A 23,473-nucleotide genomic window follows, 5' to 3' on the forward strand; every position below is an offset into this window, starting at 1 on the left:
GGCTGAAAAGGTTGTGAGTGGCGTTAGAACGAGGCGCGGAAGCCGACTTGCAGGTTACGGCCCGGGTAAGGCGCGTAGTCCTTCAGTTGGCTGGTGTGCATGCGGATCTCCTCGTCCAGCACGTTGTCGAGGCGGGCAAAGATCGTCACTTCGCTGCTGCCCACCGCAATGTCGTAGGCCAGGTGCAGGCGCACGAGGTCGTAGCCGTCGCTGGTCGACTCAAAGGCCGCAGCGTCGTCCTGATCTAGGGCGTGGATCCAGTTTGCGCCGGCGTGCCACTGGTTCCAGGCCTGCTCGATGCCAAAGAGCAGACGCACGGGCGGGGTCAAGGGCAGGTCGCCGTCGCTGTCGAGGTCGAAGGCGCGCACCCAGTCCAGTCCAGCCGTCAGCTCGGTGTGGTTCTCGCCCTGCTGCCACACGCGCCAGCCCGCCGTGGCTTCGCCGCCGTAGACTTCGGCCTCGACACCTTGGTAGGCAAACACTGGCAATTCGTCGACCTCCGCGCCGGTCGGCAGCTCCGCCAGGAAGGTGTCGTAACGCTGGTAATAGAGGTTCAGCTTCACGTCCCAGGCTTCCTGTTGGTAGCGCACACCCCATTCGACCGCGTGGCCTTCTTCGCGGTCCAGCCCCGCATCGCCCACCAGATATTGGCGAGTGGCAAGGTGGGGGCCGTCAGCATACAGCTCCGTGCGGTTGGGGCTGCGCTGGAGATACGCATATTGGAGGGAGGTGCTCCAGGCCTCGCTCAGGCGATAGGTGGCGGCGAGGCTGGCGTTCCAGTTGTCGTCGTCATAGTCGGGCGCATCGCCCTCGGGGTCGATCGAGACGTGCTCGTAGCGCAGGCCGCCAGTGAGCGTCCACGCGTCGAATTGCAGGCTTTCGATCAAAAACAGGCCGTGGCGCGTTTCATCGGTCGAAGGCGTGAAAGCCTCCTCGCCGCTCAGGCGGTAATCGTCGAACTGGCCGTGGTAGCCCAGCTCACCCTGCCACGGGCCATACGGTTGGCTGAGGCCTGAGACACGCAGCTCCCAGCCCTCGCGGTCGAAGCGGGTCGCCACTTCGTCGCCTTCGATTTCCTCGTGGCGGTAGTCACCATAAGCGGCGGAAGCCTTCAGGCGCTGGAGGAAGGGCAGGGGCTCTTCGATTTCGAGACCGGCGGAGGCACGCCACTGGTTCAGCTCGATGCGGACGTCGTGCTCCTCGTGCTCGTGTGCTTCCTCGTCCTCATGATCGTGATCGTGATCGTGATCGTGATCGTGATCGTGCTCCTCTTCATGGTGGTGGGCATGGCCAGGCACACCGTAATCCTGCTCGTAGCCGCTCAGCTTCAGCTCCAGCCGGGTAGAGGGCGCGAGCTGGAAGACCCCGCTCAACGCGGCATCCTGACGCTCCTGCCAGGTGTTGGGCACGTAGCCGTGGACGGATTCGACCTCGTCTTCATGCTCGTGCTCGTGGTCGTGGTCCTCCTCATGATCGTGCTCATCCTCTTCGTGATCATGGTCGTGCTCGTGTTCATCGTGGGCGGCGGCAGACTCGGCCGCGCCGGGGATGTCGTAGTCGCGGCTGTCTTGCCAGCCGTAGGTGAAGCGCAGGGCCGCACGCTCGCCCAGTGGCGTCAGCGCCTCCAGCTCGGCCAGCTTGCCATCATCGACCACGCTGTATTGGCCGCCGACGCGCAGCGACGGGGTGAGCACCGAAAGGTCTTCGGGCCAGGGGTTGAGGACGTTGACCACGCCGCCGACTGCTGCGCTGCCGTAGCGCAAGGCCGCCGGCCCGCGCAGGATTTCGATCCGGTCGGCTGCGAGAGCGTCGAGCGGCACCGCGTGGTCGGGGCTGGAGGCGGAGAGGTCCATCACGTCCTGCCCGTCTTCGAGCACGCGGACGCGTTCGCCGCTGAAGGCGCGAATGATCGGGCGGCTGGCCCCGGCGCCGTAAAACGACGAATGCACGCCGGGCAGGTGCCCCAGCGCGTTGCCCAGCTGGCTCTGGCCGGCCTGGCTGTAGGCGTCGGGGTCGAGCACATCGACCGGTTGTGCGGTGGCGTCGGAGGCGAGCCAGTAGGCCGTGCCGGTAACGGGCTGCGGCGGCAGGTTGTAGACCGGCTCGTCGGCCAGCAGGATGGATGCTACGCTCGTAAACGTAAGAGCGAAGGCGGAAAATTTACGTAAAGACATGGAAACGGTTCAATTTGAGCAGGGACAAACGGAAACACGCACCTCGAAACGAGACGCGGCAACGGATTACTGGACTGCTGCCTGAACCGGGGGAGCGCGGGAGTTGGGGCGGTCGCGCCAGAGCAGAGGGGCCGCCTGGGCGTGGAACGTCTGCCAACGCAGCACCGTAAAACCAGGTGCGGGCACGGGCGGCGGCACGTCGGCCAGATCGAATTGACCATGCGCGAGGATACACGCCGCGCAGACGACGCCCGGAGGGTGCCCACCGTCTGGCTTGTCTCCACAATCGTGGTGGGCCAGGTGGTTGTGCAGGGCCGGGCTGAAGGCCGCGAGGTTGAGCACCGACCACACGAGCAGGCAAAGCCCCGCAAACAAGGGGCGGAACCTGGACTGGGTGAAGTGCATCAACATCTGCTCACCAACAGCATACCCGATGCGTCAAGACCATCGTTTTATAATCTATTGCCAAAACCGGATTCACTGATCTACGCTGCGAGCTTCTGCCATGAAAGTGCTTGTAGCCGATAAAATCGCCACCAGCGGAGTTGAATACCTCCGACAACTCGAAGGCTTCGAGGTAATCGAAGCCTACGGTTCGACGCCGGAAAAACTTAAAGAATTGGTGTCCGACGTGGACGCGATCATCGTGCGTAGTGCTTCCACCATTACGGCGGACATTATCGCGGCCGCGCCCCAACTGAAGGCCGTTGGCCGCGCCGGTGTCGGTGTGGACAACATCGACGTGGTTGCCGCCTCGGATCGCGGCATCACCGTGATGAACACCCCCGGCGGCAATACCATCGCCACCGCAGAGCTGGCCTTTACGCACCTGCTCTGCAGCGCCCGCCCCATCCCGCAGGCCAACGCCACGATGAAGGCCGGCAAGTGGGAGAAGAAGCTTTACCAAGGCACCGAACTCTTCCAGAAGACCCTCGGCGTGCTCGGCCTCGGCCGCATCGGCACCCAGGTCGCCAAGCGTGCGAAGGCCTTCGGGATGCAAGTCGTCGCTTTCGACCCCTTCCTCACGGAAGCCCGCGCCGAAGAGCTGGAAGTTGAAAAGGTGGAGCTGGACGAGCTGTATGCCCGCGCCGACTTCATCACCGTCCACATGCCCAAGACGGATTCGACCGCCAACATGCTCAACGCCGACGCCTTCGCCAAGATGAAGAAGGGCGTACGCATCGTGAATTGCGCCCGCGGCGGCCTGATCAAGGAAGACGACCTCGCCGAAGCCCTCAAGAGCGGCAAGGTGGCGGCAGCCGGCCTCGACGTGTTTGAAGAAGAGCCCCTCCCGGCCTCCAGCCCCCTGCGCGAATACGACAACCTCGTGATGACGCCCCACCTCGGCGCCTCCACCGTCGAAGCGCAGGAAAACGTGGGCCAGGAAGTCGCCGAGCTGATTGGCGAATACCTGAAGAACGGCACCGTCCAGAACGCCGTCAACGCCCCCTCGGTCGACAGCTCCACGCTGAAGCTGCTCAAGCCCTATTTCCCGCTGGCCTACCGCCTCGGCACCGTCATCCAGCAGCTCGCCCCCAAGGACGTGAAGAAGCTGGTGGTGACCTACGCCGGCAAGGTCGCCAATCTCGAAGTGAAGCCTATCACGCGCTCCCTCCAGCGCGGCTTCCTCCGCAAGATCACCAACGACGTCAACGACGTCAACGCCCCGCGCGTCATGCAACGCCTCGGCATCGAAGGTGACGTGGTCAAGAGCTCCGCCGAGACCGATTACACCGAGATGGTCCGCATCGAAGCCCACACCGGCAAGGGCGAGACCTACTCGATCGAAGGCACCCTGATCGGCAAGGGCCTGCAGCCCCGCATCGTGTCCCTCAACGGCCGCGAAATCGAGTCGTCGCTCGACGAGAAGTTCCTGCTCGTGCTCGAAAACCACGACCAGCCCGGCATCATCGGCATGGTGGGCACCACGCTGGCCCAGCACCGCGTGAACATCTCCAACATGAACCTCGGCCGCAACCGCCAAGGCAGCACCGCTCTCGCGATCTACTGCCTCGACAGCCGCCCGCCGGAGCGCGCGCTCGACCAGATCCGCGAACACGAAGCGATTAAGGGCATTACCCTCGTCGACCTCGAAGGCGGCCTGTAAATCAAGTTTGGTTCCTGCACCTTTTCCCCAGCCACCTCTCGATCTTCGGGCGGTGGCTTTTTTGTCTTTGGCCATGGATGGAACGCGAACAAGCACGGTTGATCAGAGCGAGGGAAGTGGGCGCCGCGTGCAGGTTCAGTCGTTTCTTCGAACTAACTTTTTTCTTATCTGTGTAAATCCGTGTTTCATCCGTGGCTAAAGATCATCCTACGTTTTCGCGTTGCCCTTGGCGGGAGGGTTGCATGATCTGGTGTGCATGTCCGTCTGGATTGCTTCCCTGCTTACCCTTTTGATTGGCTACCTCGTCGGGTCGGTGTCGTTTGCCGTGCTCATCTGCAAGAGCCAGGGCGTCGACATCTTCAAGCTCGGCAGCGGCAACCCCGGCGCGACCAACGTCCTTCGCAACCTCGGCAAAAAGTGGGGCTACCTCTGCTTTGGGCTCGATGCGCTCAAGGGCGTCATCCCGGTGCTGGTCGGGTGGGGGATCGCCAGCGCGATGGGCGTCAACGCCCCGCTGCTCGGCGTGCTCGGCCTGGTGGGCGCGATCCTCGGCCACAGCTACTCGCTCTTCCTGCGCTTCAAAGGCGGGAAAGGTGTCGCCACCACGATCGGGGGCCTGCTCGTGCTCATGCCGGTGGTGATCCTCGTTGGTCTGCTGCTCTGGCTGGCCGTGTTCTACACCTCCCGTTACGTGTCCCTGGCCTCGATCGTCCTCGGCGTCAGCCTGCCCATTACGGCGCTGATCCTGCGCGAACCGGCGATCTACTTCTGGGTGGCCCTCGCGCTGGCCGTGCTCATCGTCGTCCGCCACCGCGCCAACATCCAGCGCCTGCTCAACGGCACGGAAAACCGCGCAGCGCCGAAGAAGAAATAGGATGGATTGAACAAGAGTTTTTCAAACGGAATTTGGCGGTCCTTTTCTACCCTGTTCTGCTCTCTTTCACTCTTTTTAACTCCTGTTCAAAAACCCCTTCTGCAGTGGCAAGGGCGGAAGAGTCTTGCGGAATTCTCGCCTCACCTGTAACCGCTGTTGTGCATGGAGTCGTTGAATGTCGGTATCGCCGGGCTCGGCACGGTCGGGCAGGGAGTGTGGAAATACCTCTTAGATCACGCGGAGCCGCTGGGCCAGCGCGCGGGCGGCAAGCTCGTGCCCTATCGCGCCGCCGTGCGTAGCCTGGAGAAGCGCCGCGAGGTGGCTATCCCGTCTTCCCAGCTCACGACCGACCCCATGGAGCTGGCGACCGACCCCAACATCGACATCCTGTGCGAGCTGATGGGCGGCGTCGAGCTGGCCCGCAAAGTGACCCTCACCGCGCTGGAGCACGGCAAGAGCGTCATCACCGCCAACAAGGCCATGATCTGCGACCACGGGGCCGAGCTGTTCGCGGCGGCCGAGCGCACCGGCTCGCGCCTCTACTACGAGGCCAGCACCGCTGGCGGCATCCCGATCATCAAGGCTGTGCGCGAAGGCCTCGTCGCCAACCAGTTCCCCCTCATCTACGGCATCCTCAACGGCACCTGCAACTACATCCTCACGCGCATGGAGCGCGAGCAGAAGACCTTTGAGGAGATCGTGGTCGACGCCCGCCGCCTCGGCTATGTGGAGGCCGACGAAAGCCTTGACCTCGACGGTTGGGACACTGCGCACAAGACGGCAATCCTCGCCTTCCTCGCTCATGGCCGCTGGATCTCGATGAAAGAGATGCCCGTCGAAGGCATCCGCGACGTGACGCTCGACGACCTCGCCTGGGCCCGCGAGCTGGGCTACCGCGTCAAACTGCTGGCCGTGATCACGCGCCACCTCAAGAACAACTGCATCTTTGCCGACGTCCACCCCACGCTGATTCCCGAAGACTTCATCCTCGCCAACGTCGACGAAGTCTTCAACGGCGTGAGCGTCACGGGCGACATCGTGGGCGAGACGACCTACATTGGCCGTGGTGCGGGCCAGAACCCGACCGCCAGCGCCGTGATTACGGACCTCGTCGACGCCACGATCGATCGCCTCAACGGCGTCACGCTGCCCCCCCATGCCTCGCGCGGCCCCACGCCCGAGCTTGCGCGCCTCGACGACGTGCGTCGCCCGTTTTACCTGCGCCTGCGCGTAGCCGACCGCTCGGGAGTGCTGGCCGACATCGCCCGCATCATGGCGCAGCACAACATCAGCATTGAGCAGCTCGTGCAAAAGCCGCACCGCGAGCCCGATCAGGCCCACCTGATCATGACCACCCACACCACCAGCGAACGCCAGATGCGCGACGCCATCCGCGACCTCGAGGCCGACCGGGCGGTGCAAAGCAAGCCCCTCCTGCTGCGCATCCTGAAGGTGTAGATTTGTTTGGTTGCGTTATGGGGATGCGGCCCTAAGCTGGGCCTATGCTTACCCCGTTACCCCGCTTGATCCTCGCCTGGCTACTGGTTGCATATGGGGCTGTTCCTCTGCGCGCCCAGTCGGCTTTTTGTGATGTGCCGATGGGCTCAGCCCTGCACCAGAGCGCCTACATCGCGGCTTTGGCTCTGCCGGTCTATGCAGACGATCCCTTCAATGGCAAGAAAGGGGAGTTCACGGTCGATCTCGTGATTCACGACCGCAACCTCCTCCCTTTGGCGATGCACCCCGCATCCGATGAGCAAGTGAAGACAGAAACGGTGCGGGCTATTTCGCAGTGCGTATTCGAACCGGCGCAATACGATGGTGAGCCGGTCCCGGCCTTTTTTCGGACGAAAATCGACGATTACTTTTACGTGCGTAAACCGAGAGATTTGGCGAAGGTGCCGATGCCACGCTTCAGTATCGGCGGCGCGTTCAAGCAGCGCCTTGATCTGCTGACCTCTGCCGAGCGTCAGGTGTTCGATGGCGACGGGCGGTTTGAGCTCTACTTCGAGATCGACGAGCAGGGGGCATGCACCGGCATTCGGACAAAGGGCTCAGATCAGAAGGACGTTGGGAAGGCACTGAATGAGATCCGAGGGCATTTCACATTTCAGCCGGCCATGCGGGATGGGCAGGCCGTCCCCTGCGAATTGGTGCTGGTGATCCAGAATAGCATCGTCTTCCCGAAGCGAGACAAGAAAGCAGTGCAGGAAGACCCTGAATGGGAAGAGCAACCTCTCCCAGCTTTGCCCGCGGACGTTTTGGAGAAGGTAGAGGACGATGTCTCCACCGTCTTGTATTTCTACAATGAAAAGGTGCAGCACATCTGGTTTCCCGGCCTCAAGGACTACGTCGTTGCTGCCTACATGGCGCGGACGCTGCGCGACTGGCAGCCCCCGGGCGACAACGGCTATGCCAAGACCTGCTTTGCCTTCGATGGAGAAAGTGGGGAGGGGATGCTGACCCAGCAGATTACCAATTTCAAGATGCTGCCGCCCAAAGCCGTTGAACGCCCGCGGATGTATTTCCCCAATAATGGCAAGGTCTATATCGACGGTAAGTTGATTACACGTGCGTTGGTGCAAGCCCGCTTCATGGTAATGCCGGACGGCACGGTCGGAGAGATTGTCGTGGAAATAGGGCACCCGATTTTCGTCGAAGAAGTTACGAGAGTCCTGAAAAAAATGAAGTTCGAACCGGCCACCTTCGATGGAAGGCCCACCTTGTGTTGGGTGCGGCAGGAATTCCCGTTTAAGCTGAGATAGCTCTCCCTTGCGCTATTTTTGTGGATTGCCTTGCATGTGCGGCGGGAAGGGTATATCCCGGTTCGCTTCATGGCTTTGATCGTCCAGAAGTATGGCGGCACCTCAGTCAAGGATCTCGACCGGATCAAGGCAGTTGCGGAACGGATCAAGAAGACGAGGGATGCCGGTAACCAGGTGTGCGTGGTAGTCTCCGCGCGCGGTGGCGTGACCAATCGGTTGATTGCCGACGCCAAGGCGCTGCATGCCAACCCCGACAAACGCGAGATGGATTTGCTCCTCTCGATCGGGGAGCAGGAGACCATCGCGCTGACCGCCATTGCGCTGCATGCGCTCGGTGTGCCCGCCGTCTCCCGCACGGGTGCGCAGGCGGGCATTCATACCGACCTCTTCCACACCAAAGCCCGCATCGTCGACATCCAGGGCGGCGACATCAAGGAGCAGCTCGACGCGGGCCGCGTCGTCATCGTGGCCGGCTTCCAGGGTGTCAATGCCCAAGGCCAGATCACGACCCTTGGCCGGGGCGGTAGCGACCTCAGCGCCATCGCCCTTGCCGGCGCGCTGAAGGCCGACGTGTGCCAGATCTACACCGATGTCGACGGCGTTTACACGGCCGACCCCCGCATTGTGCCCAACGCGCGCAAGCTCCAGGAAGTGGCCTACGACGAGATGCTCGAATTGGCCAGCCTGGGCAGCAAGGTGATGCAAAGCCGCTCCGTCGAGTTTGCCAGCAAGTTCGACGTCGTTTTTGAAGTCCGCAGCAGTTTTAACGATAATCCCGGAACGCTCGTGAAAGCCGAAACCACTCTCGAAGACGTCGTCGTACGCGGCGTCGCCTCCGACAAGAACCAGACCAAGGTCGTCGTCAGCGATTTGCCCGACGAGCCCGGTGTGGCGGCCCGCGTGTTCCAGGCGCTGGCCAAGGCCAACGTCAATGTCGACATGATCGTGCAGAACGTGGGCCGCGACGGCGTGGCCAACCTCACCTTCACCGTGGGCAACGATGATGCCAGCTCCGCCGAGGAAGCCGTTGCCGGCCTGCTCCGCGAAGTCGGTGCCGGCAGCGTGCGCGCCGCCGAGAATGTGGCCAAGATCAGCGTGGTGGGCATCGGTATGCGCTCCCACAGCGGCGTTGCGAGCACCATGTTCGACGCTCTGGCGGCCGCTGGCATCAACATCCAGATGATCTCCACCAGCGAGATCAAGATCTCCGTGATCGTGGAACTGGCCAAGGCCGACGACGCTACCCGCGTGGTCCATACCGCCTTCGGCCTCGACGCCCACTAGGCGCGAAACCCATACCTTTTTAGCGCAAAGCCCGGCAGCCATCACGGCCTGCCGGGCTTTTTTCTGTCTCGTCAGTTTTCTCTCTTGGTCGCTTTGCTGTCTGTAAAACGCTTCTATCCGCGGATCAGGCTGCCGATCAGGTTGGAGGCATTGACCATGAGGTTGGCGGAGACGCCCAGCTTGTTGCGCGCTTCCAGCTTCGCCCCGGCTGCGCGCAGCGCCTGCACCACATCGTGGCGGCCAAACATCGCGGCAAACATGATGGGCGTCATCCCACCGCCATTGTCGGCATTGATGTCGGCCCCGTGGTCGATCAGCAGCTGCACGGCCTCCGTGTAACCCTTGAAGGCGACCCCGCCGAGGGGCGTCTGGCCCCGGTCGTTGCGGCGGTCCACATCCGCCCCGTGCTCAAGCAACATGCGGGCGGTTTCGAGGTTGCCGTTGTAGGTGGCGAGCATGAGCAGGCTGTTGCCCTTTTCGTCGGCGAGGTTCACCGGGATCCCGGCTTCCACCATCACCTGCAGGCCTTCGGTAAAGCCTTGGCGAGCGTAGTCGAGGGCCTGGCGCTGCAGCTCGGCGTAGCGCTGCTCTTCCTGTTGGCTATGTGCAAGTTCCATCGCGGGAAGGGGTAGAGGGGCTCCGGCTTGCGCTCGCGCCCCAGGTGAGAAGGTGGTTTATGCCTGACCGGCGAACGATTCGACGGTGGCGGGGTTGGGCATCTTCAGCGCCTTGGCCACGCCTGCCGCATAGGCCGGGTCGGCCTTGTGGAAGTGCATCAGCTGGCGGTTGATGATCTCGGCGGGCACTCCTTCCATCGCGGCGGCGATGTTGCTGAAGAGGCGCTGCTTGGCGTCGTCGGGCATCAGGCGGAAGAGGTTGCCCGGCTGGGTGTAGTCGTCGTTGCCCTCGCGGTGGTCGAAGCGGGCAGCCCAGTCGGCCGAGAGCTTGAGCGGGGGCTCGATCATGTCCGGATCTTCCTTCGGGCCGTTGAAGCTGTTGGGCTCGTAATAGGGCTCGTTGCCGGGGCGGATGTCGTAGCGCATCGGACCGTCGAGGTGATAGTGACGCACGGCCGACTTGGGCCGGTTGACCGGCAGCATCTCGTAGTGCGTGCCGATGCGGTAGCGGTGGGCGTCGGCATAGGAGAAAATGCGGGCCTGCAGCATCTTGTCGGGCGAGAAGCTGATACCCGGCACGATGTTGGAGGGGCTGAAGGCAGCTTGCTCGACCTCGGCGAAGTAGTTCTCCGGGTTGCGGTTGAGCTCCATCACGCCCACCTCGATCAGCGGGTAATCGCCATGCGGCCACACCTTGGTGAGGTCGAACGGGTTGAGGTGGTAGGTCTCGGCGTCCGTCTCCGGCATCACCTGAACAAAGACGGTCCACTTCGGGAAGTCGCGCTGCTCGATCGAATCGAAGAGGTCGCGCTGGGCCGATTCGCGGTCGTTGGCGACCACCTGCGCGCCTTCTTCGTTGGTCATGAACTTGATGCCCTGCTGGGTCTTGAAGTGGAACTTGACCCAGAAGCGTTCGTTCTTCGCGTTGATGAAGCTGTAGGTGTGGCTGCCGTAGCCGTTGACGTGGCGGTAGCTGAGCGGGAGGCCGCGGTCGCCCATCAGGATCGTCACCTGGTGCAGGCTCTCGGGGCTCAGCGACCAGAAGTCCCACATCGCGGTGGGGCTGCGCAGGTTGGTCTTCGGGTGGCGCTTTTGCGTGTGGATAAAGTCGGGGAACTTGTAGGGGTCGCGGACGAAGAATACCGGCGTGTTGTTGCCTACGAGGTCCCAGTTACCCTGCTCGGTGTAAAACTTCAGCGCAAAGCCGCGCACGTCGCGCTCGGCGTCGGCGGCACCGCGTTCGCCGGCCACAGTGGAGAAGCGCAACAGCAACTCCGTCTGCTTGCCCACCTGGCTGAAGATGTCCGCCTTGGTGTATTGGGTGATGTCGTGGGTGACGGTGAAGGTGCCGTAGGCGGCGGAGCCCTTGGCGTGCACGGTGCGCTCGGGGATGCGCTCGCGGTTCTGGTGGGCCAGCTTTTCGATCAGCTGGTAGTCTTGCATCAGCAGCGGACCCCGGGGCCCGGCAGAAAGGGAATTCTGGTTGTCACCTACCGGGTTACCGGCAGAGGTGGTCAGCGTGTTCTTCATCGGATCAGAGAATTAAAGGTGTCTCAGGAAGGGGCGAACGGCCGCCACGGGGGCGACGTGCAGGCAGTATATAAAAGCCTCGACCATATGTGAAATACTTAGTTTGTATGACCACGATAGAAGGCATCTATGGAACTGCATCAAATCCGCTACTTCCTCGAAGTGGCCCGCACGCAGAACTTCACGCGGGCGGCCGAGCGCTGCCATGTGTCGCAGCCCACTCTCAGCCATCAGGTGCGCAAGCTGGAGGAGGAGCTGGGCGAACCGCTCTTCCACCGCCAGCGCTCGGGCGCGCGGCTCACGCCCTTTGGTGACCTCTTTTATCCGCGCGCCGTGCGCATCCTGCAGGAGGTCAAGGCGGTGGAGGTGGAGGCGCAGTCTTACCGCGAGGAAGTGCGCGGCGTGCTTCACATTGGGGTTATCCCGACCATCGCGCCTTACCTTTTGCCCCGCCTGATCGAAGCCATGCTGGAGACGCACCCGGGCGTGTCGTTTGAGGTGTTTGAAGACCCGACCGAGATCCTGCTGCAGCGCCTGCGCCAAGGGCAGCTCGACGTGGCACTGGTCAGCCCGCCCTTGCCGGGGGACGACGACTGGCAGCTTTGCGACCTGCTGGAAGACGAGCTACTGATCACCCTGCCACGCCGCCACCCGCTGGCCGGTCGCAGCCGCATCAGCCTCGACGAGTTGAAACAACACCCGCTCGTGCTGATGAAGGAAGCGCACTGCCTGAGCCAGCAAAGCCTCTCCGTCTGCCATCGCGCGGGCTTCGAGCCCAATGTCTCCATCGAAAGCTCGCAACTGGAGACGGTGCTGGCGCTGGTCGAAGTGGGGCTGGGGCTCTCGTTTACCCCGTCGATTGCGATGCCCTTCCTGTCGCCGCGAGAGGTGGTTTTCTGCTCCATCGCACCCGCTCCGGTCTACCGCCGCATCGCCCTCGCGTGGTCTCGCACGGCCGCACCCACGCGGGCGCTGAAGGCCTTCGTCGAGCTGGCCAAGGAAGTCTTTGCCAGTGCCCCTCGCACCGACGAAGCAAATTCAAGTCAATAAAGTTAGTAACTACCCTCTATTACGGAGTTTACTCTTGCTTAGGCACCTGGATTCCCTTTGCTGACCCAAAACCCCCTTATTGATATGGAAACCACGCTGATCATCCTGAAGCCGGACGCTTTCGAAGGCCGTAAAATCGGTGCCACCATCAACCGCTTCGAGCAAGCCGGTTTTGAGATCGTGGGCTGCAAAATGATTTCGCTCGATGAAGCGAAGCTCAAGGAGCACTACTCCCACATCGCCGACAAGCCCTTCTTCCCGGAGCTGGCTGGCTTCATGGGCTCGCGCCCGGTCATCGTCATGGCCCTGCGCGGCAAGGGCATCATCGACCGCGTGCGCCTGCTCGTCGGCCCGACGAACTCCCTCGAAGCCCCCGCCGGCACCATCCGTGGCGACTTCGGCGCCGACAAGATGCACAACATCGTGCACGCCTCCGACAGCGCCGAATCCGCCGCTGCCGAGCTCAAGCGCTTCTTCGTCGACGGCGAGGTCTTTTAACCCGCCGCTCCACCGGAGCTTCTTTCTTTTTTCAAAGCGTCCCGTGCACTGCGGGGCGCTTTTTTGTCAGCCGAGCAGGCGGAGGCGGAGGCCGTAATCTACGAAACGCCTGAAATCCCGGTCGTTGGTTACGAATTGAAGGCCTGCTTGAATGGCGAAAGCAGCAAGGTACGCATCCATCCAGACTTTGGGGGAAGGAGTATCCAATTTCGCCAATTTATGCCATTGGGGCTCGATGCCAGCCGGTTCTGGCTGAAATCCTACGCCAGGTAATTTACAAAGAGTCGCGTAGGCTTCGATTGCTAGGCGATTGGTCATCGCTTCGAGGCCATAGTGCCGGAAGATATTTGATGTAGTCAGCAAGCGTAGATAACTCTGCTGAGTCGATCGGCAGAACATGGCCTGAGCGTCCTGTCCAATCTCGGCTATGACATGCTTGCTCTCGGCGTGAAGGGGATGGGTAGGGAAGGTTCTCGCCAGCCAGATATTGGTATCAATCAATGATGCCGGCACGTTTCAGATCCTCCTCAAGTAAAGCTTCTTGTTCCAGCGCCAACAGTTCTGCTCCTGTCATCCGAGTGGCAGGAGCATTGGGATGGCACCGAAAAATGGGAAAGCCCTGCTCATCGATCATGAGCGGAGAATCGGCCTTGGAACCGGTTGAACGCGCCACCGCCAACGGCTTCGCTTCCAGGCTCTGCTCCATTCCTTCGCGCACGATGTCCTTCAGCTTCCGGTTTTCGCGGGCAGCTTTCAGCTTCAGTTCCCGGACCAGCGAGGCCGGTAGGTCGACCGTCATCTTCATGTGCCCAGCAAACCAGCAAACCAGCTTCCCGTCAAGCTGGCTAAGCTTCCCGGCGCAATAACATGGCCACGGCATGGGCGGCAATGCCGGCGCGGCGGCCGAGGTCGCCGATCTTTTCGTTGGTCGTGGCCTTGATGCCCACCCGGTCGGGCGTCACGCGCAGGCTGGCGGCGAGGCGCTCCTTCATGGCCGAGAGGTGGGGGGCGATTTTGGGCTCCTCTGCGATCAGGGCCACGTCGATGTTGCCGATCTCGTAGCCGTGTTCATGGGCCAGCTCGACGGCGCGCTGGATGATCTTCTGGCTGTCGATGCCTTTGATCGTCGGGTCGTTGTTGGGGAAGAGGTGCCCGATGTCGGGCAGGGCCAGCGCGCCGAGAATGGCGTCGGCCACCGCGTGGGAGAGCGCATCGGCGTCGGAATGGCCGTCGAGCCCGCGGCTGTGTGGGATGGTGACGCCGCCGAGCACGAGGGGGCGACCTTCGATAAAGCGGTGGATGTCGTAGCCGAGGCCGACGCGGAAGGGCAGGGCGGCAGATGTCATGAAGGACGGCTTAGCAGAAACTCGAGGTAGGGCAAATCTTCCGGCGTGGTCAGCTTGGGATTCGTGCCCGGGTTTTCGACCAGCGCGACCGGCACCCCCAACTTGGCCACCGCTGCCGTGTCGTCGGTAATGGCCTCGGCGATCTCGCGGTAGGCGCGCAGGATCAGAGCTCGGTGGAAGCACTGGGGCGTCTCCATGCCCCAGAGGGTGGGGCGGGCGAGGTCTTCCAGCATCACGGGCTCTGCCGGCACGTTTGCCTGAGAGGGCACGCGCTTGATCGTATCCGTCACGCGATGCGCCAGACACACCGCCGGTTGTTCCTGCAGGCGGGCGGCGAGGCGCTGAATGGCCTCGGGCGAGATCAGCGGACGGGCGCAGTCGTGGATCATGACCGCGTCAATGTCCTCCGTCGTCGCTTCGATGCCCGCGCGCACGGAGTCCTGGCGCTCCTGTCCCCCCTGGGCAAAGCACACATCGACCACACCCTCGGCATCGTTCACGAGCTGCGCCCGTTGGGCTTCATCGCGGTAGACGACCACGTATTGGCTGCACACACCGCTGCGCACGAAGGCTTCCAGGCTGTGGCGCCACACGGGCTTGCCCGCGAGGATCCAGCGGCATTTGTCTTCGACGGTGCCTCGCATCCGGCTACCCCGGCCGGCGGCGAGAAGAACGGCGGCGATTCGCATGGCGTTCACGTTGACTCCCGGCGCCGCGAAGGCAACCTTTCGCTCCATGTCCACAGTCGTATGGCAGCGCCGGGTGACGTGCCCCGCCAAACTCAACCTCGGCCTCTGGGTGCTCGGGAAACGGGCCGACGGCTTCCACGCTCTCGAGTCGCTCGTCGTACAGACCGAGTGGGGGGACGAGCTGGAGCTGTGCCTGCACGACGAGCCCGGCGACGACTCCCTGACCTGCGACGTATCGGAGCTGCCGACCGACTCTTCCAACCTCGTCATGAAGGCTGTGCGCCTCTTTCGCGAGCGGCATGGGATCAAGGGGCGGGCGGCCTTCAGCCTGACCAAGCGCATCCCCTGGGGCGGCGGGCTGGGGGGCGGCAGTGCCGACGGGGCCTGGGCGCTACGCCTGCTCAACGAAGCCCACGGGCACCCGCTGAGCCCCGACCAGCTGCTCGAGTTGGCCGCGCAGCTGGGCTCCGACGTGCCGCTCTTTCTCCACGACGAGCCGGTTTGGATGCGCGGACGCGGGGAAGTCATCGAAACGGTGTCGCCGGAGCTAGTGGCGCGCCTCTCCGGGCTCTATGTGACGGTTGCCCACCCCGGCTTCCCGGTAGAGACGCCGTGGGCCTACAAGCACCTCGCGGCGCAGCGGGCTTACTCACCGGTGGAGCTGGCGCAGGCGGGACGCGAGGCATGGGCTCAGCCAGGGCTTCCCCCGCATTCGGCTCTGCACAACGACTTCCGTGCGGTGGTCGATGCTAAATACCCTACCGTCCCGCTCGTGCTGGCACAGCTCAATGCGGTCGACGGCGTGCGCGCTCAAATGAGCGGCAGCGGCAGTGCCTGCGTTGCCCTTTATGAGGCGGTGGAGGCGCAGGATGCCGTGGCAAACGTCTTGCGCGAAGCATGGGGCGAACAGGCCTGCGTAGTGCAGACGCGCTTACGGTAGCGACGAATCCACGCTGTTAGCCATTTGATTCAAGCTTTTTCATTGCCTTTGGCGCGCAGCGTAATACCGATGGTTTGGGGTATGTCACAGCCAAAAGAGGAACGTGTCTTTCAAGGCATTGCGGCGGCACCGGGAGTAGCCCACGGTCCGGCGTTTCTCTTTGTGCGCACCGATGTCGACATTCCCAAACGTTTGGTGCCCCGCGAGCGCCGGGAAGAAGAGATTTCGCGCTTCGAGCAGGGCCTGTTGACCACACGCCAGCAGATCACCCAGATCCGGGCCGAGATCGAGGAACGCTTGGGCGAAGAGGAGGCTGCCATCTTCGATGCGCACCAGATGGTCCTCGAAGATCGCGCGCTGATCGAGGAAACCATCCGTGAAGTCGTGGAGACGGGTTACAACATCGAGTTTTGCTTCCATCAGGTGGCATCCCGCTACATCGAAGCCTTCTCCAACATCGACGACGAATACATCCGGGAGCGCGCCGCCGACATCCGCGACGTGACCCGCCGGGTGATTTTCAACCTTTTAGGCAAGCGCGAGAGCGACCTCGATCTGCTGGTCGAGCCGAGTGTCCTCGTTGCCGACGACCTACACCCCTCCGACACCACCCACCTGACTCGAGGGCGCGTGATCGGCATCATCTCCGAGCAGGGCGGGCGTACGGGCCACTCCGTGATCATGGCGCGCTCGCTCAATGTGCCCTGCGTCGTCGGTATGCCCAAGATCACCGATGAGGTGGTGGCAGACGACCAGGTGCTCGTGGACGGTTTCGACGGCGTCGTGATCGTCAACCCCTCCGAGCAGACCCTTTACCGCTACGGCCGCCTGCGCAGCGCGCGCGCCGATATCGAGCGCCGCTTCAACGAGGCCAAGAACGCCGACGCGAAGACCGACGACGGCATCAAGTTCGAGATCCAGCTCAACATCGAGGGCAACGAGCCGGAAGACCTCCTGCGCGGCTCCGGTGCGCTCGGGGTGGGGCTGTTCCGCACGGAAGCTCTCTTCCTCGGCTCGCGCGAGTTCCCGAACGAGGAGGCCCAGTTCCGCGCCTACACCCGCGTGGTGGAGCTGATGGCGCCGCACCCCGTCACCATCCGCACGCTCGACCTCGGGGGCGACAAGAACCCGCACAACAGCCTCTACGGCTATCAGGAGGCCAACCCGTTCATGGGCTTCCGCGCGATCCGCTTTTGCCTGGAGACGCCCAAGGTGTTCAAGGAGCAGTTGCGGGCCATCCTGCGCGCCAGCGCCTACGGTAAGGTCAAGATCATGTATCCCATGATCGCCTCGTGCGAAGAAGTCATCGCCGCCAACCGCCTGCTCGACGAATGCAAGGAGGAGCTGCGGCGCGAGGGCCAGCCCTTTGACGAGAAGATCGCCCGTGGGGCCATGATCGAGACGCCCAGCGCGGCGGTGATCACCGACCTGCTGGCGCAGCACTGTGATTTCTTCAGTATCGGCACCAACGACCTCGTGCAATACCTGCTGGCGGTCGACCGCGTGAACGACCGCATTGCCCACCTTTACGAACCGGCCCACCCGGCGGTGATCCGCGCGCTCAACTTCATTTTCGAGGCGGGCCGCGAGCACGACGTACCCGTCAGCGTGTGTGGCGAACTGGCGGGCGACCCGCTTTACGTGCCGCTGCTGCTCGGCCTCGGCGCCAGCGAATTGAGCATGACCTGGAGCTGCGTGCCGGAGGTCAAATACCTGATCCGCGAGATGACGATGCGGGATGCGAAGCGCCTGGCGCGGCGTGCCCTGCAATCGGGCTCTGCGCCGGAGACGGTGGAGCTGCTGCGCGAGTTTTACTCGAAGACAGTCAGCATCAAGATGCCAAAGGCTTGATCGCGCTGGCGAGCAGCGTTTCGAAGCCCGGTTCCGCATCTTCCTTCGCCACCACGTCCACGCGGACGTTTTCAAACCCGGCGGCCTGTAGCCACTGGTAGACTTCGTTGGGCGAAAACCCGAGCCAGCGGTCGGCATACAGCTCGCGCGCCTGCTCAAAATTGTGGGCCTTCAAGTCGAGCACCAGCACTTGCCCGCCGGGCTTGAGGATGCGGAAAGCCTCCTCAATTGCACGGTTGGGGTGCTCGGCATGGTGCAGGGCCTGGCTGAGCAGCGCGAGGTCTAGCGTGGAGTCCTTCAGCGGCACTTTTTCGATGTCGCCGAGGCGATATTCCAGATTCGTCAGCCCCTGCTCCTTGGCCAGCTGCATGCCCACCTCCACCATGCGGGGAGAATAGTCGATGCAGTAGACGTGCTTGGCGCGACGGGCCAGCAGCTGCGCGATCAGGCCTTCCCCAGCCCCCAGGTCGGCCACGACGATGGGCGGGGTGAGGTAGAGCAGCATGTGCCCGATGGCTTCCCACGAGCGGCCCGGGCAGTAGTTGCGGCCCAAGCGACCGGCCACGGCGTTGAAGTAGGCTTCCGAGGCCGCACGGCGGGTTTCGAGCACCCGCGCCAGGGCCTGTTGATCTTGCTCTACCAGGTCGGTGGTGGAAAAGGCATCCAGCGCAGACTCGATCAAGGGGCGCAGCTCACGAAACGCCTCGATGCGAAACGTATAGTAGCTGCGCTTGCCGTCTTTGCGGTCTTGCACGAGCCCCACCTGGCGCAACAGGCCGAGGTGGGACGAAATGCGTGACTGGCCCATGTCGAGGATCTCCTGCAGCTCCGCCACGGAGAGTTCTTCGCAGCGCAGGAGGTATAGCAGACGCAACCGAGTGCCATCTGCCATCAGTTTCAGGATTTCCAGCGGATCGGCCATTGCGGGAATCCGGCCGCTTGCGCGGCCGTCACTTTAGGCCGAGACGCCCGACTTCTGCAGATCGCACCAGCGTTCGATCGACTGCACCTCGTACTCGTCCTCGTTGTCGCCCACCTTCACCTTGATGTGTTCGCCGGTGGTCTTGGCAATCAAGGCCTTGGCCAGCGGGGTCTGGTAGGAGAGGACGTGCTTCTCGGGGTTGCCGTCCCAGGCGCCGAGGATGGTGTAGGTGACGGCTTCGCCGCTCTGCAGGTTGCGCAGGCCGACGACGCTGCCGATGCCCACCCGGTCCTTCGGGGCGTCGCTGAAGTCCGTAACCTTGCAGCGGTTGATCGCCAGCTCCAGCTCGGTCTTGCGGGTGAGGAGGATGTCCTGCTCCTGGCGGGCCATCTTGTATTCGGCGTTTTCACGCAAGTCGCCGTGCGCACGGGCTTCGGCGATGTCCACCTTGTTACGGGGGATCTGGTTTTGCACCAGGTCTTCGTATTCGCGCTTTTGCGTCTCAAAGCTCCACTTGGAGACGATGAGGCCTTCGGCGGCGCTGGTGGATTCTTCGGCCACTTCGGCCGACTCGCCGGAGACGAGGGCCTGCACGCTCGGGAAGAGCTTGATGAAGCGGGCGAGCAGGGACTTCTTGGAAAGGTCTTCGAAGCCCTGGTTGAGGATCAGCGTCTGCGCGAGGTCGTGCGCCGTTTCGGGCGTTGCGGTGTTGAGCAGGTCGGCGATCAGGTCGCTGTCTTCGATCACGAGGTCGGCCAGCGGGATGCGGCGGGTGCCGGTGTTCTGCAGGGCCTCGTAGTCGATGGCAAAGAAGATGGCGCTGAGCAGGCGCGGGCCCATCAGGCCGTCGAGCATGTTCGCGTATTTGCGGCTGTTGCGGTTCTTGAGCACCCAGGCCAGGACGGGGGCCTTCAGGTTTTGCTCGACCAGCCAGCGGCGCATGGTAGCGGCCAGCTCGTCTTCCAGGTCGCGCTCCAGCAGGAAGTTGATGCACTCGCTGGTGAACTTGCCCGAGCTGTTCTTGAGCAGTTCGAACACCACGCGCTCCCATTCGTCCGGCAGCACGCGGGTGATGAGGTCGAGGTAGCGCTTGTAGTGGGTGGCAGGGATCTGCTCGGCCAGCTCGCTCAGGTTGATCGACTCTTCCAGCACGGTGGCGGAGGTCGGTTCGAGCTGCTCCACGTCTTCGTGGATGAAGCGGGCCAGGTCGTTGCGGATCCAGATGCCGTAAAGGCGTTCGCCGGGGTTGAGCTGCTTGGTCTCCGCGAGGGAAGCGGTCAGCTCCTTCAGGATGTCGGGCAGCGAGTCGGCGATGTCTTCGTGGTTGACGGAGAGCTCGATCAGGCGGCTAGCCAGCGTGATCTTCTTCTTCGGCGCCTTGGTCTCGAAGAATTCTTCCAGCACCTCTTCCTCGGCGCGCACGGGCTCGTCGCGCAAGATGTAGGGGTCGGTCTTCTTCGAGGGCACGGCCACGCGCGGGTCGCGGATGAGCACCTTCTTGGTCGCGGTCCACCACTTCTTGTATTTGGTGGGCCCGAGCAGGCGGCTCAGGATGGTTTCCAGCTCCAGGTTGGTGGCGCTGTGGGTTTCAGTCTGGGTCAGGATCTCGACAATCAAGTCGGCCGGCTCACTCTTGATGAGCTGGTTGATCCGGGCTGGTTCTTCGCGGGAACGCACGAGGATGTCCTGCGTAGGCAGCACGTCCAGTTTGTCGGCGCAGAACTCGGGGTCCATCGGGTGGCCCTTCTTGCCCTCTTCGAAGTCGATAATCAGCTTGTTATCCTGAACATCATACTCCTGAATCTGCCCCAGTCCCCAACTGCGGTGCACCACGTAAGCGCCAGGCCGCATGGCCTCGAGCTTGCTGCGGTAACGCTTCAGGCGGGGTGAATTCTTAATGAGCTGATCGATCGCTTCCTTATCCATAGAACACTCGCTAAATTCGGGAACAATCAGCACAACAAGGCGTATATTGCAGGTCAACAAAAAGGTGGATAGGCGCATAACAGCCCCCGAACAGGCATGGCGGCAGGCATACCGGATTTTGCTCCAGTATCGCCAGCAGCCGGCCAAAATAGACGAACTCATCGAACGGTCCGAAGCTACCGTCGACACTGCCGCTCTCGGTCGCCTTCATTGGCTCGTGAACGGCGTGATACGGCACCTTCGCAGGCTGGAGGACGCGCTAGGAAGGCAGGTGAAAAAGCCGCCGCGCGACCGGGCCGAAATCGTCTTGCTGCTCGGCCTGTACGAGCTGTGGGAAGACGAGAAATCGGCCCGCGCACAAGTCGTGAATTTTGTGACGGAGCAGGCGAAGAAACTGCTGTCGAAACCCGAGTCGGGCTTCGTCAACGCTGTTTTACGTCGTGCTCCGGAGACTTGGCCGGAGGTCGGCGACCCCGGTTTGCGCTACAGCCACCCCGCGTGGCTGGCCGAGCGCTGGCAGGCCCAGTTTGGCCCCGAGGCTGCCGAAGCCCTCATGGCGTGGGACCAAAAGGCCCCGGAGCTGTGGATCCAGATGGCACCCGGTCACGAGGCCCCCGCTACCTGGCAGGCGACCGACTGGCCCCGCTTCTATAAAGTGCCGGATTCCGTCTCCGACGCGCGGCCTGCGCTCGAGCAGGGCATCGCGTATATTCAAGACCCGGCGACTCGTCACCCGGTGGAGCTGGCGGAGATTCAGCCCGGCATGGCCGTGCTCGACCTCTGCGCCTCCCCCGGCGGCAAGAGCTGGCAGGCCTTGCAGCGCCTGGGCGGGCAGGGGAGCCTCTTTGCGGTCGATATGCCCGCGCGAGCCGAGCGCCTGCGCCGTAACCTGCAGGCCGCCGGCCAGCCCTTCAACGCCGCATTGGAGTCCGGCGCGCTCAAGCTGGGCGTGATCGAGGCCAATGTGTTGGAGTTGGAGGCCGCGCAGCTCACCAAGCTGGCGGGTACCGATCTCTTCGATGTGGTGCTGCTCGATGTGCCGTGCTCCAACACGGGCGTGCTGCGCCGCCGCCCCGACGCCAAGTGGCGTCTCCAGCCCAAGGAGATCGACCGCGTGGCCGAGCTGCAGCAACGCCTCCTGCAACAGGCCGCGCGCTTTGTGAAGCCCGGCGGCACGCTTGTATATAGTACCTGCAGTATCGAGCCGCAGGAAAACGAGGCCCAGGTGGAGACCTTCCTCGCCGAGGGAGGCTTTACCCTGCAGGCGCAAAAACTGAGTCGTCCAGACTTGGACGGGCATGACGGCGGCGGTGCTTTCCGTTTGACGCGTTATGCCGCTGAGTCTTGAATTGCAACAACTTCGCCATGTCATCGAAACTCCCTTACAGTCGGCAGATCATGGCCGGGGCGTGGGTCGGCAACGTGCTTTTGACCATCATCGCGTTTGTCCTGGCCTTCATGCACCCGGACAAGTTGTCGCCGCTCACGTTCATCGCGGCCGCGTTCGCCATCCTCTCCGGTAACCTGCTGCCGCTGGCCGTCTACATCATCGAGCTGCTCTACCACCAGGCCGAGGTCAAGGCCGAGAACGCCAAGGCCGGGGATACCCTCCGGCGCGTGGCTGCGCGTATCGAGCAGCTGGAAGCCCGCCTGCAGGAGACCTCCGAGGCCGCTTCCAAGAGCATCCTTATCGCGCGGCAGGTGCCTGACCGGATCGATGAAAAGCTCAAAGGCTTTCAGGCCTTCGTAGAGCTGGCGCAGGAAGGTGGTTTGAAGGACCTGCTGGGCCAGATCGGCAACCGCAGCAGCGCTCCTGCTGCTCCCGCTGCCGATCCGGCGCAGCTCAAGGCCCTGGAGGCGAAAGTCGATGCCGTCCTGCAGCGTCTGGAGCAAATGCCCGCCACTGCGGTGGCGGCAGCGCCGGTGGAAACGCCGGTCGAAGCGCCCAAGCCAGCCCCGATTTCGCCGGTTGCCCCCGCCAAGGCCGAATCCAAGCCGCGCCGCCTCGGGCGAGGTCTGGACCGCCTGATCAGCAAGGGCGTGGCTGGCTCGGCCGCCGCCAAGCCCAAGCCGATGCCCCCGTTGGAACCGGCACCCGCCCCTGAGGCAGCGCCGGAACCCAAGCCTGAGCCGGAGCTGACCTTGGAGCCTGCCGAAGAGCTGGAAAGCATCGACGATGGACTCGAAGAGCTGGACGACATCGAATCGCCTTTGGGCCGCCAGCGCGCGAGCGCTCAGCCGGAGCTGTCCGAGCTTGCCGAGGAAGAAGCCGAGCTGGAGGCGGAAGCCGAAACCGTCGAGGCTGCCGAGGAGGAGGAAGCGGACGAAGACCAGAACTGGCTCGACGACGACGAACTCGCGGCGCTCGAAGACGATTTTGCGGGCGAAGTCTCGGTAGAAGAAGAGGAAACTCCTGCTTCGGAAGAGCCTGCCGCCTCGGACTTCGAAAAGCCGACTCCGGTCGTTGCTTCCGCCGCCGACGAGGCCCTGACCTTCGACGACGACGAACTGAGCTGGGACGAGGAAGGCTTTGACTTCACCCATGGCCAGGAAGCCCCGGCGGTCACGAACAAGCAGAAGAGCACCGTCGTCGTGCGCGCCATGGTGGGCAACGACCACACGATCACGCTGCGCGGGGCCGCCCCGTTGCGCGAAGAGGTGGGCTTGCCCTTGCCCATGACCGGCGTCGGCGAATACCGCTGGGAAGTCGAGCTGGACGAGCCCGTGCTTTTCCAGGTCTACCTCGACGACCAGGTGCAGGCCGCCGGCGAAGTCCAGCTGCTGGAGCCCGGCCAGACGCTCCGTCTCATGCCGCGCTTCCCGCGCTAGAAAACGGATTAGAGGTGCAATAGACAGGCGGCTGATAAGGCCGCCTTTTTTTATGCACAAAAAAGCCCGCC

22 protein-coding genes are annotated in these 23,473 nt (G+C 63.1%); 11 read left to right on the top strand and 11 right to left on the bottom strand.

Annotated features, from left to right (window positions below; all coding sequences use genetic code 11):
- Positions 1-23 precede the first annotated feature (23 nt).
- Positions 24-2,174 carry a TonB-dependent receptor gene (locus Q7P63_00870; protein ID MDP0498627.1) on the bottom strand — a complete coding sequence of 717 codons (2,151 nt, stop codon included), beginning with the start codon at positions 2,172-2,174 and terminating at the stop codon, positions 24-26.
- Between the two features lie 66 nt (positions 2,175-2,240).
- Entirely contained in the window at positions 2,241-2,585 is a 345-nt protein-coding gene (locus Q7P63_00875) for a hypothetical protein (GenBank protein MDP0498628.1), read from the bottom strand.
- Positions 2,586-2,679: 94 nt separating this feature from the next.
- On the opposite strand from Q7P63_00875, the gene serA reads away from it, so the two are divergent.
- From serA to Q7P63_00900, 5 genes are all read left to right on the top strand, one after another.
- On the top strand, positions 2,680-4,281 hold the full coding sequence (gene serA / locus Q7P63_00880) for a phosphoglycerate dehydrogenase (GenBank protein MDP0498629.1): 1,602 nt from the start codon (positions 2,680-2,682) through the stop codon (positions 4,279-4,281).
- Between the two features lie 256 nt (positions 4,282-4,537).
- Positions 4,538-5,155, top strand: a complete 618-nt coding sequence (plsY, locus tag Q7P63_00885) for a glycerol-3-phosphate 1-O-acyltransferase PlsY (GenBank protein MDP0498630.1) — start codon at positions 4,538-4,540, stop codon at positions 5,153-5,155.
- Positions 5,156-5,317: 162 nt separating this feature from the next.
- The gene (locus Q7P63_00890; protein MDP0498631.1) at positions 5,318-6,613 is read left to right on the top strand and encodes a homoserine dehydrogenase; all 1,296 of its coding nucleotides are present in this window, start codon (positions 5,318-5,320) and stop codon (positions 6,611-6,613) included.
- A gap of 65 nt (positions 6,614-6,678) precedes the next feature.
- A complete protein-coding gene (locus tag Q7P63_00895; GenBank protein ID MDP0498632.1) occupies positions 6,679-7,920 on the top strand; it encodes an energy transducer TonB in 1,242 nt (413 codons plus the stop codon).
- A gap of 69 nt (positions 7,921-7,989) precedes the next feature.
- Positions 7,990-9,204 carry an aspartate kinase gene (locus Q7P63_00900; GenBank protein MDP0498633.1) on the top strand — a complete coding sequence of 405 codons (1,215 nt, stop codon included), beginning with the start codon at positions 7,990-7,992 and terminating at the stop codon, positions 9,202-9,204.
- 113 nt (positions 9,205-9,317) lie between these two features.
- On the opposite strand, the gene Q7P63_00905 is transcribed toward Q7P63_00900, so the two are convergent.
- Positions 9,318-9,821 (bottom strand): ankyrin repeat domain-containing protein, encoded by a 504-nt coding sequence (locus Q7P63_00905; protein MDP0498634.1) that lies wholly within the window; start codon positions 9,819-9,821, stop codon positions 9,318-9,320.
- Between the two features lie 57 nt (positions 9,822-9,878).
- A complete protein-coding gene (locus Q7P63_00910) occupies positions 9,879-11,351 on the bottom strand; it encodes a catalase (GenBank protein MDP0498635.1) in 1,473 nt (490 codons plus the stop codon).
- A 129-nt stretch (positions 11,352-11,480) separates the two neighbouring features.
- Between Q7P63_00910 and Q7P63_00915 the strand changes: the two genes are divergently transcribed.
- Positions 11,481-12,401, top strand: coding sequence for a LysR family transcriptional regulator (locus tag Q7P63_00915; GenBank protein ID MDP0498636.1), 921 nt, complete (start codon positions 11,481-11,483; stop codon positions 12,399-12,401).
- A gap of 84 nt (positions 12,402-12,485) precedes the next feature.
- Complete coding sequence (gene ndk / locus Q7P63_00920) at positions 12,486-12,899, top strand: nucleoside-diphosphate kinase (protein MDP0498637.1); 414 nt, start codon at positions 12,486-12,488, stop codon at positions 12,897-12,899.
- 66 nt (positions 12,900-12,965) lie between these two features.
- Here the strand turns inward: ndk and Q7P63_00925 are convergent, their stop codons facing one another.
- From Q7P63_00925 to Q7P63_00940, 4 genes are read right to left on the bottom strand one after another with little or no spacing between them, the layout of a single operon-like run.
- Complete coding sequence (locus Q7P63_00925; protein MDP0498638.1) at positions 12,966-13,412, bottom strand: PIN domain-containing protein; 447 nt, start codon at positions 13,410-13,412, stop codon at positions 12,966-12,968.
- On the bottom strand, positions 13,393-13,704 hold the full coding sequence (locus tag Q7P63_00930) for a hypothetical protein (protein ID MDP0498639.1): 312 nt from the start codon (positions 13,702-13,704) through the stop codon (positions 13,393-13,395). The genes Q7P63_00925 and Q7P63_00930 overlap by 20 nt, the downstream gene beginning before the upstream one ends.
- Before the next feature lie 40 nt (positions 13,705-13,744).
- Positions 13,745-14,245, bottom strand: a complete 501-nt coding sequence (ispF, locus tag Q7P63_00935) for a 2-C-methyl-D-erythritol 2,4-cyclodiphosphate synthase (protein ID MDP0498640.1) — start codon at positions 14,243-14,245, stop codon at positions 13,745-13,747.
- Positions 14,242-14,982: an IspD/TarI family cytidylyltransferase gene (locus tag Q7P63_00940; protein MDP0498641.1), complete on the bottom strand. Its 741-nt coding sequence runs from the start codon at positions 14,980-14,982 to the stop codon at positions 14,242-14,244. The genes ispF and Q7P63_00940 overlap by 4 nt, the downstream gene beginning before the upstream one ends.
- On the opposite strand from Q7P63_00940, the gene ispE reads away from it, so the two are divergent.
- Together ispE and ptsP are read left to right on the top strand one after the other, a co-directional pair.
- Entirely contained in the window at positions 14,981-15,874 is an 894-nt protein-coding gene (gene ispE, locus Q7P63_00945; protein ID MDP0498642.1) for a 4-(cytidine 5'-diphospho)-2-C-methyl-D-erythritol kinase, read from the top strand. The genes Q7P63_00940 and ispE overlap by 2 nt on opposite strands.
- An 81-nt stretch (positions 15,875-15,955) precedes the next feature.
- Complete coding sequence (gene ptsP, locus Q7P63_00950; protein MDP0498643.1) at positions 15,956-17,725, top strand: phosphoenolpyruvate--protein phosphotransferase; 1,770 nt, start codon at positions 15,956-15,958, stop codon at positions 17,723-17,725.
- Here ptsP and Q7P63_00955 read toward each other — a convergent pair.
- Genes Q7P63_00955 through Q7P63_00965 form a run of 3 tightly spaced genes read right to left on the bottom strand, consistent with a single transcriptional unit; the run spans position 17,706 to position 20,784 of the window.
- Complete coding sequence (locus tag Q7P63_00955) at positions 17,706-18,647, bottom strand: metalloregulator ArsR/SmtB family transcription factor (protein MDP0498644.1); 942 nt, start codon at positions 18,645-18,647, stop codon at positions 17,706-17,708. The genes ptsP and Q7P63_00955 overlap by 20 nt on opposite strands.
- 33 nt (positions 18,648-18,680) lie before the next feature.
- Positions 18,681-20,573 (bottom strand): transcription elongation factor GreA, encoded by a 1,893-nt coding sequence (greA, locus tag Q7P63_00960; GenBank protein ID MDP0498645.1) that lies wholly within the window; start codon positions 20,571-20,573, stop codon positions 18,681-18,683.
- Between the two features lie 10 nt (positions 20,574-20,583).
- Positions 20,584-20,784 carry a hypothetical protein gene (locus Q7P63_00965; GenBank protein ID MDP0498646.1) on the bottom strand — a complete coding sequence of 67 codons (201 nt, stop codon included), beginning with the start codon at positions 20,782-20,784 and terminating at the stop codon, positions 20,584-20,586.
- Here Q7P63_00965 and Q7P63_00970 point away from each other — a divergent pair.
- Positions 20,692-21,921, top strand: a complete 1,230-nt coding sequence (locus Q7P63_00970) for an RsmB/NOP family class I SAM-dependent RNA methyltransferase (protein ID MDP0498647.1) — start codon at positions 20,692-20,694, stop codon at positions 21,919-21,921. The genes Q7P63_00965 and Q7P63_00970 overlap by 93 nt on opposite strands.
- A gap of 17 nt (positions 21,922-21,938) precedes the next feature.
- Positions 21,939-23,402, top strand: coding sequence for a hypothetical protein (locus tag Q7P63_00975; GenBank protein ID MDP0498648.1), 1,464 nt, complete (start codon positions 21,939-21,941; stop codon positions 23,400-23,402).
- The last annotated feature ends 71 nt before the right edge of the window (positions 23,403-23,473 follow it).

The sequence above is a fragment of the Verrucomicrobiota bacterium JB022 genome, from assembly GCA_030673845.1.
Lineage (GTDB): Bacteria > Verrucomicrobiota > Verrucomicrobiia > Opitutales > Oceanipulchritudinaceae > WOUP01.

What these genes read in the sequence shown, in the direction of transcription:
- Q7P63_00870 (MDP0498627.1), bottom strand. Translation starts at nt 2,174, where the DNA reads ATGTCTTTACGTAAATTTTCCGCCTTCGCTCTTACGTTTACGAGCGTA.
- Q7P63_00875 (MDP0498628.1), bottom strand. Translation starts at nt 2,585, where the DNA reads ATGTTGATGCACTTCACCCAGTCCAGGTTCCGCCCCTTGTTTGCGGGG.
- serA (MDP0498629.1), top strand. Translation starts at nt 2,680, where the DNA reads ATGAAAGTGCTTGTAGCCGATAAAATCGCCACCAGCGGAGTTGAATAC.
- plsY (MDP0498630.1), top strand. Translation starts at nt 4,538, where the DNA reads ATGTCCGTCTGGATTGCTTCCCTGCTTACCCTTTTGATTGGCTACCTC.
- Q7P63_00890 (MDP0498631.1), top strand. Translation starts at nt 5,318, where the DNA reads ATGGAGTCGTTGAATGTCGGTATCGCCGGGCTCGGCACGGTCGGGCAG.
- Q7P63_00900 (MDP0498633.1), top strand. Translation starts at nt 7,990, where the DNA reads ATGGCTTTGATCGTCCAGAAGTATGGCGGCACCTCAGTCAAGGATCTC.
- Q7P63_00905 (MDP0498634.1), bottom strand. Translation starts at nt 9,821, where the DNA reads ATGGAACTTGCACATAGCCAACAGGAAGAGCAGCGCTACGCCGAGCTG.
- Q7P63_00910 (MDP0498635.1), bottom strand. Translation starts at nt 11,351, where the DNA reads ATGAAGAACACGCTGACCACCTCTGCCGGTAACCCGGTAGGTGACAAC.
- Q7P63_00915 (MDP0498636.1), top strand. Translation starts at nt 11,481, where the DNA reads ATGGAACTGCATCAAATCCGCTACTTCCTCGAAGTGGCCCGCACGCAG.
- ndk (MDP0498637.1), top strand. Translation starts at nt 12,486, where the DNA reads ATGGAAACCACGCTGATCATCCTGAAGCCGGACGCTTTCGAAGGCCGT.
- Q7P63_00930 (MDP0498639.1), bottom strand. Translation starts at nt 13,704, where the DNA reads ATGAAGATGACGGTCGACCTACCGGCCTCGCTGGTCCGGGAACTGAAG.
- ispF (MDP0498640.1), bottom strand. Translation starts at nt 14,245, where the DNA reads ATGACATCTGCCGCCCTGCCCTTCCGCGTCGGCCTCGGCTACGACATC.
- ispE (MDP0498642.1), top strand. Translation starts at nt 14,981, where the DNA reads ATGTCCACAGTCGTATGGCAGCGCCGGGTGACGTGCCCCGCCAAACTC.
- Q7P63_00940 (MDP0498641.1), bottom strand. Translation starts at nt 14,982, where the DNA reads ATGGAGCGAAAGGTTGCCTTCGCGGCGCCGGGAGTCAACGTGAACGCC.
- ptsP (MDP0498643.1), top strand. Translation starts at nt 15,956, where the DNA reads ATGTCACAGCCAAAAGAGGAACGTGTCTTTCAAGGCATTGCGGCGGCA.
- Q7P63_00955 (MDP0498644.1), bottom strand. Translation starts at nt 18,647, where the DNA reads ATGGCCGATCCGCTGGAAATCCTGAAACTGATGGCAGATGGCACTCGG.
- greA (MDP0498645.1), bottom strand. Translation starts at nt 20,573, where the DNA reads ATGGATAAGGAAGCGATCGATCAGCTCATTAAGAATTCACCCCGCCTG.
- Q7P63_00965 (MDP0498646.1), bottom strand. Translation starts at nt 20,784, where the DNA reads ATGAAGGCGACCGAGAGCGGCAGTGTCGACGGTAGCTTCGGACCGTTC.
- Q7P63_00975 (MDP0498648.1), top strand. Translation starts at nt 21,939, where the DNA reads ATGTCATCGAAACTCCCTTACAGTCGGCAGATCATGGCCGGGGCGTGG.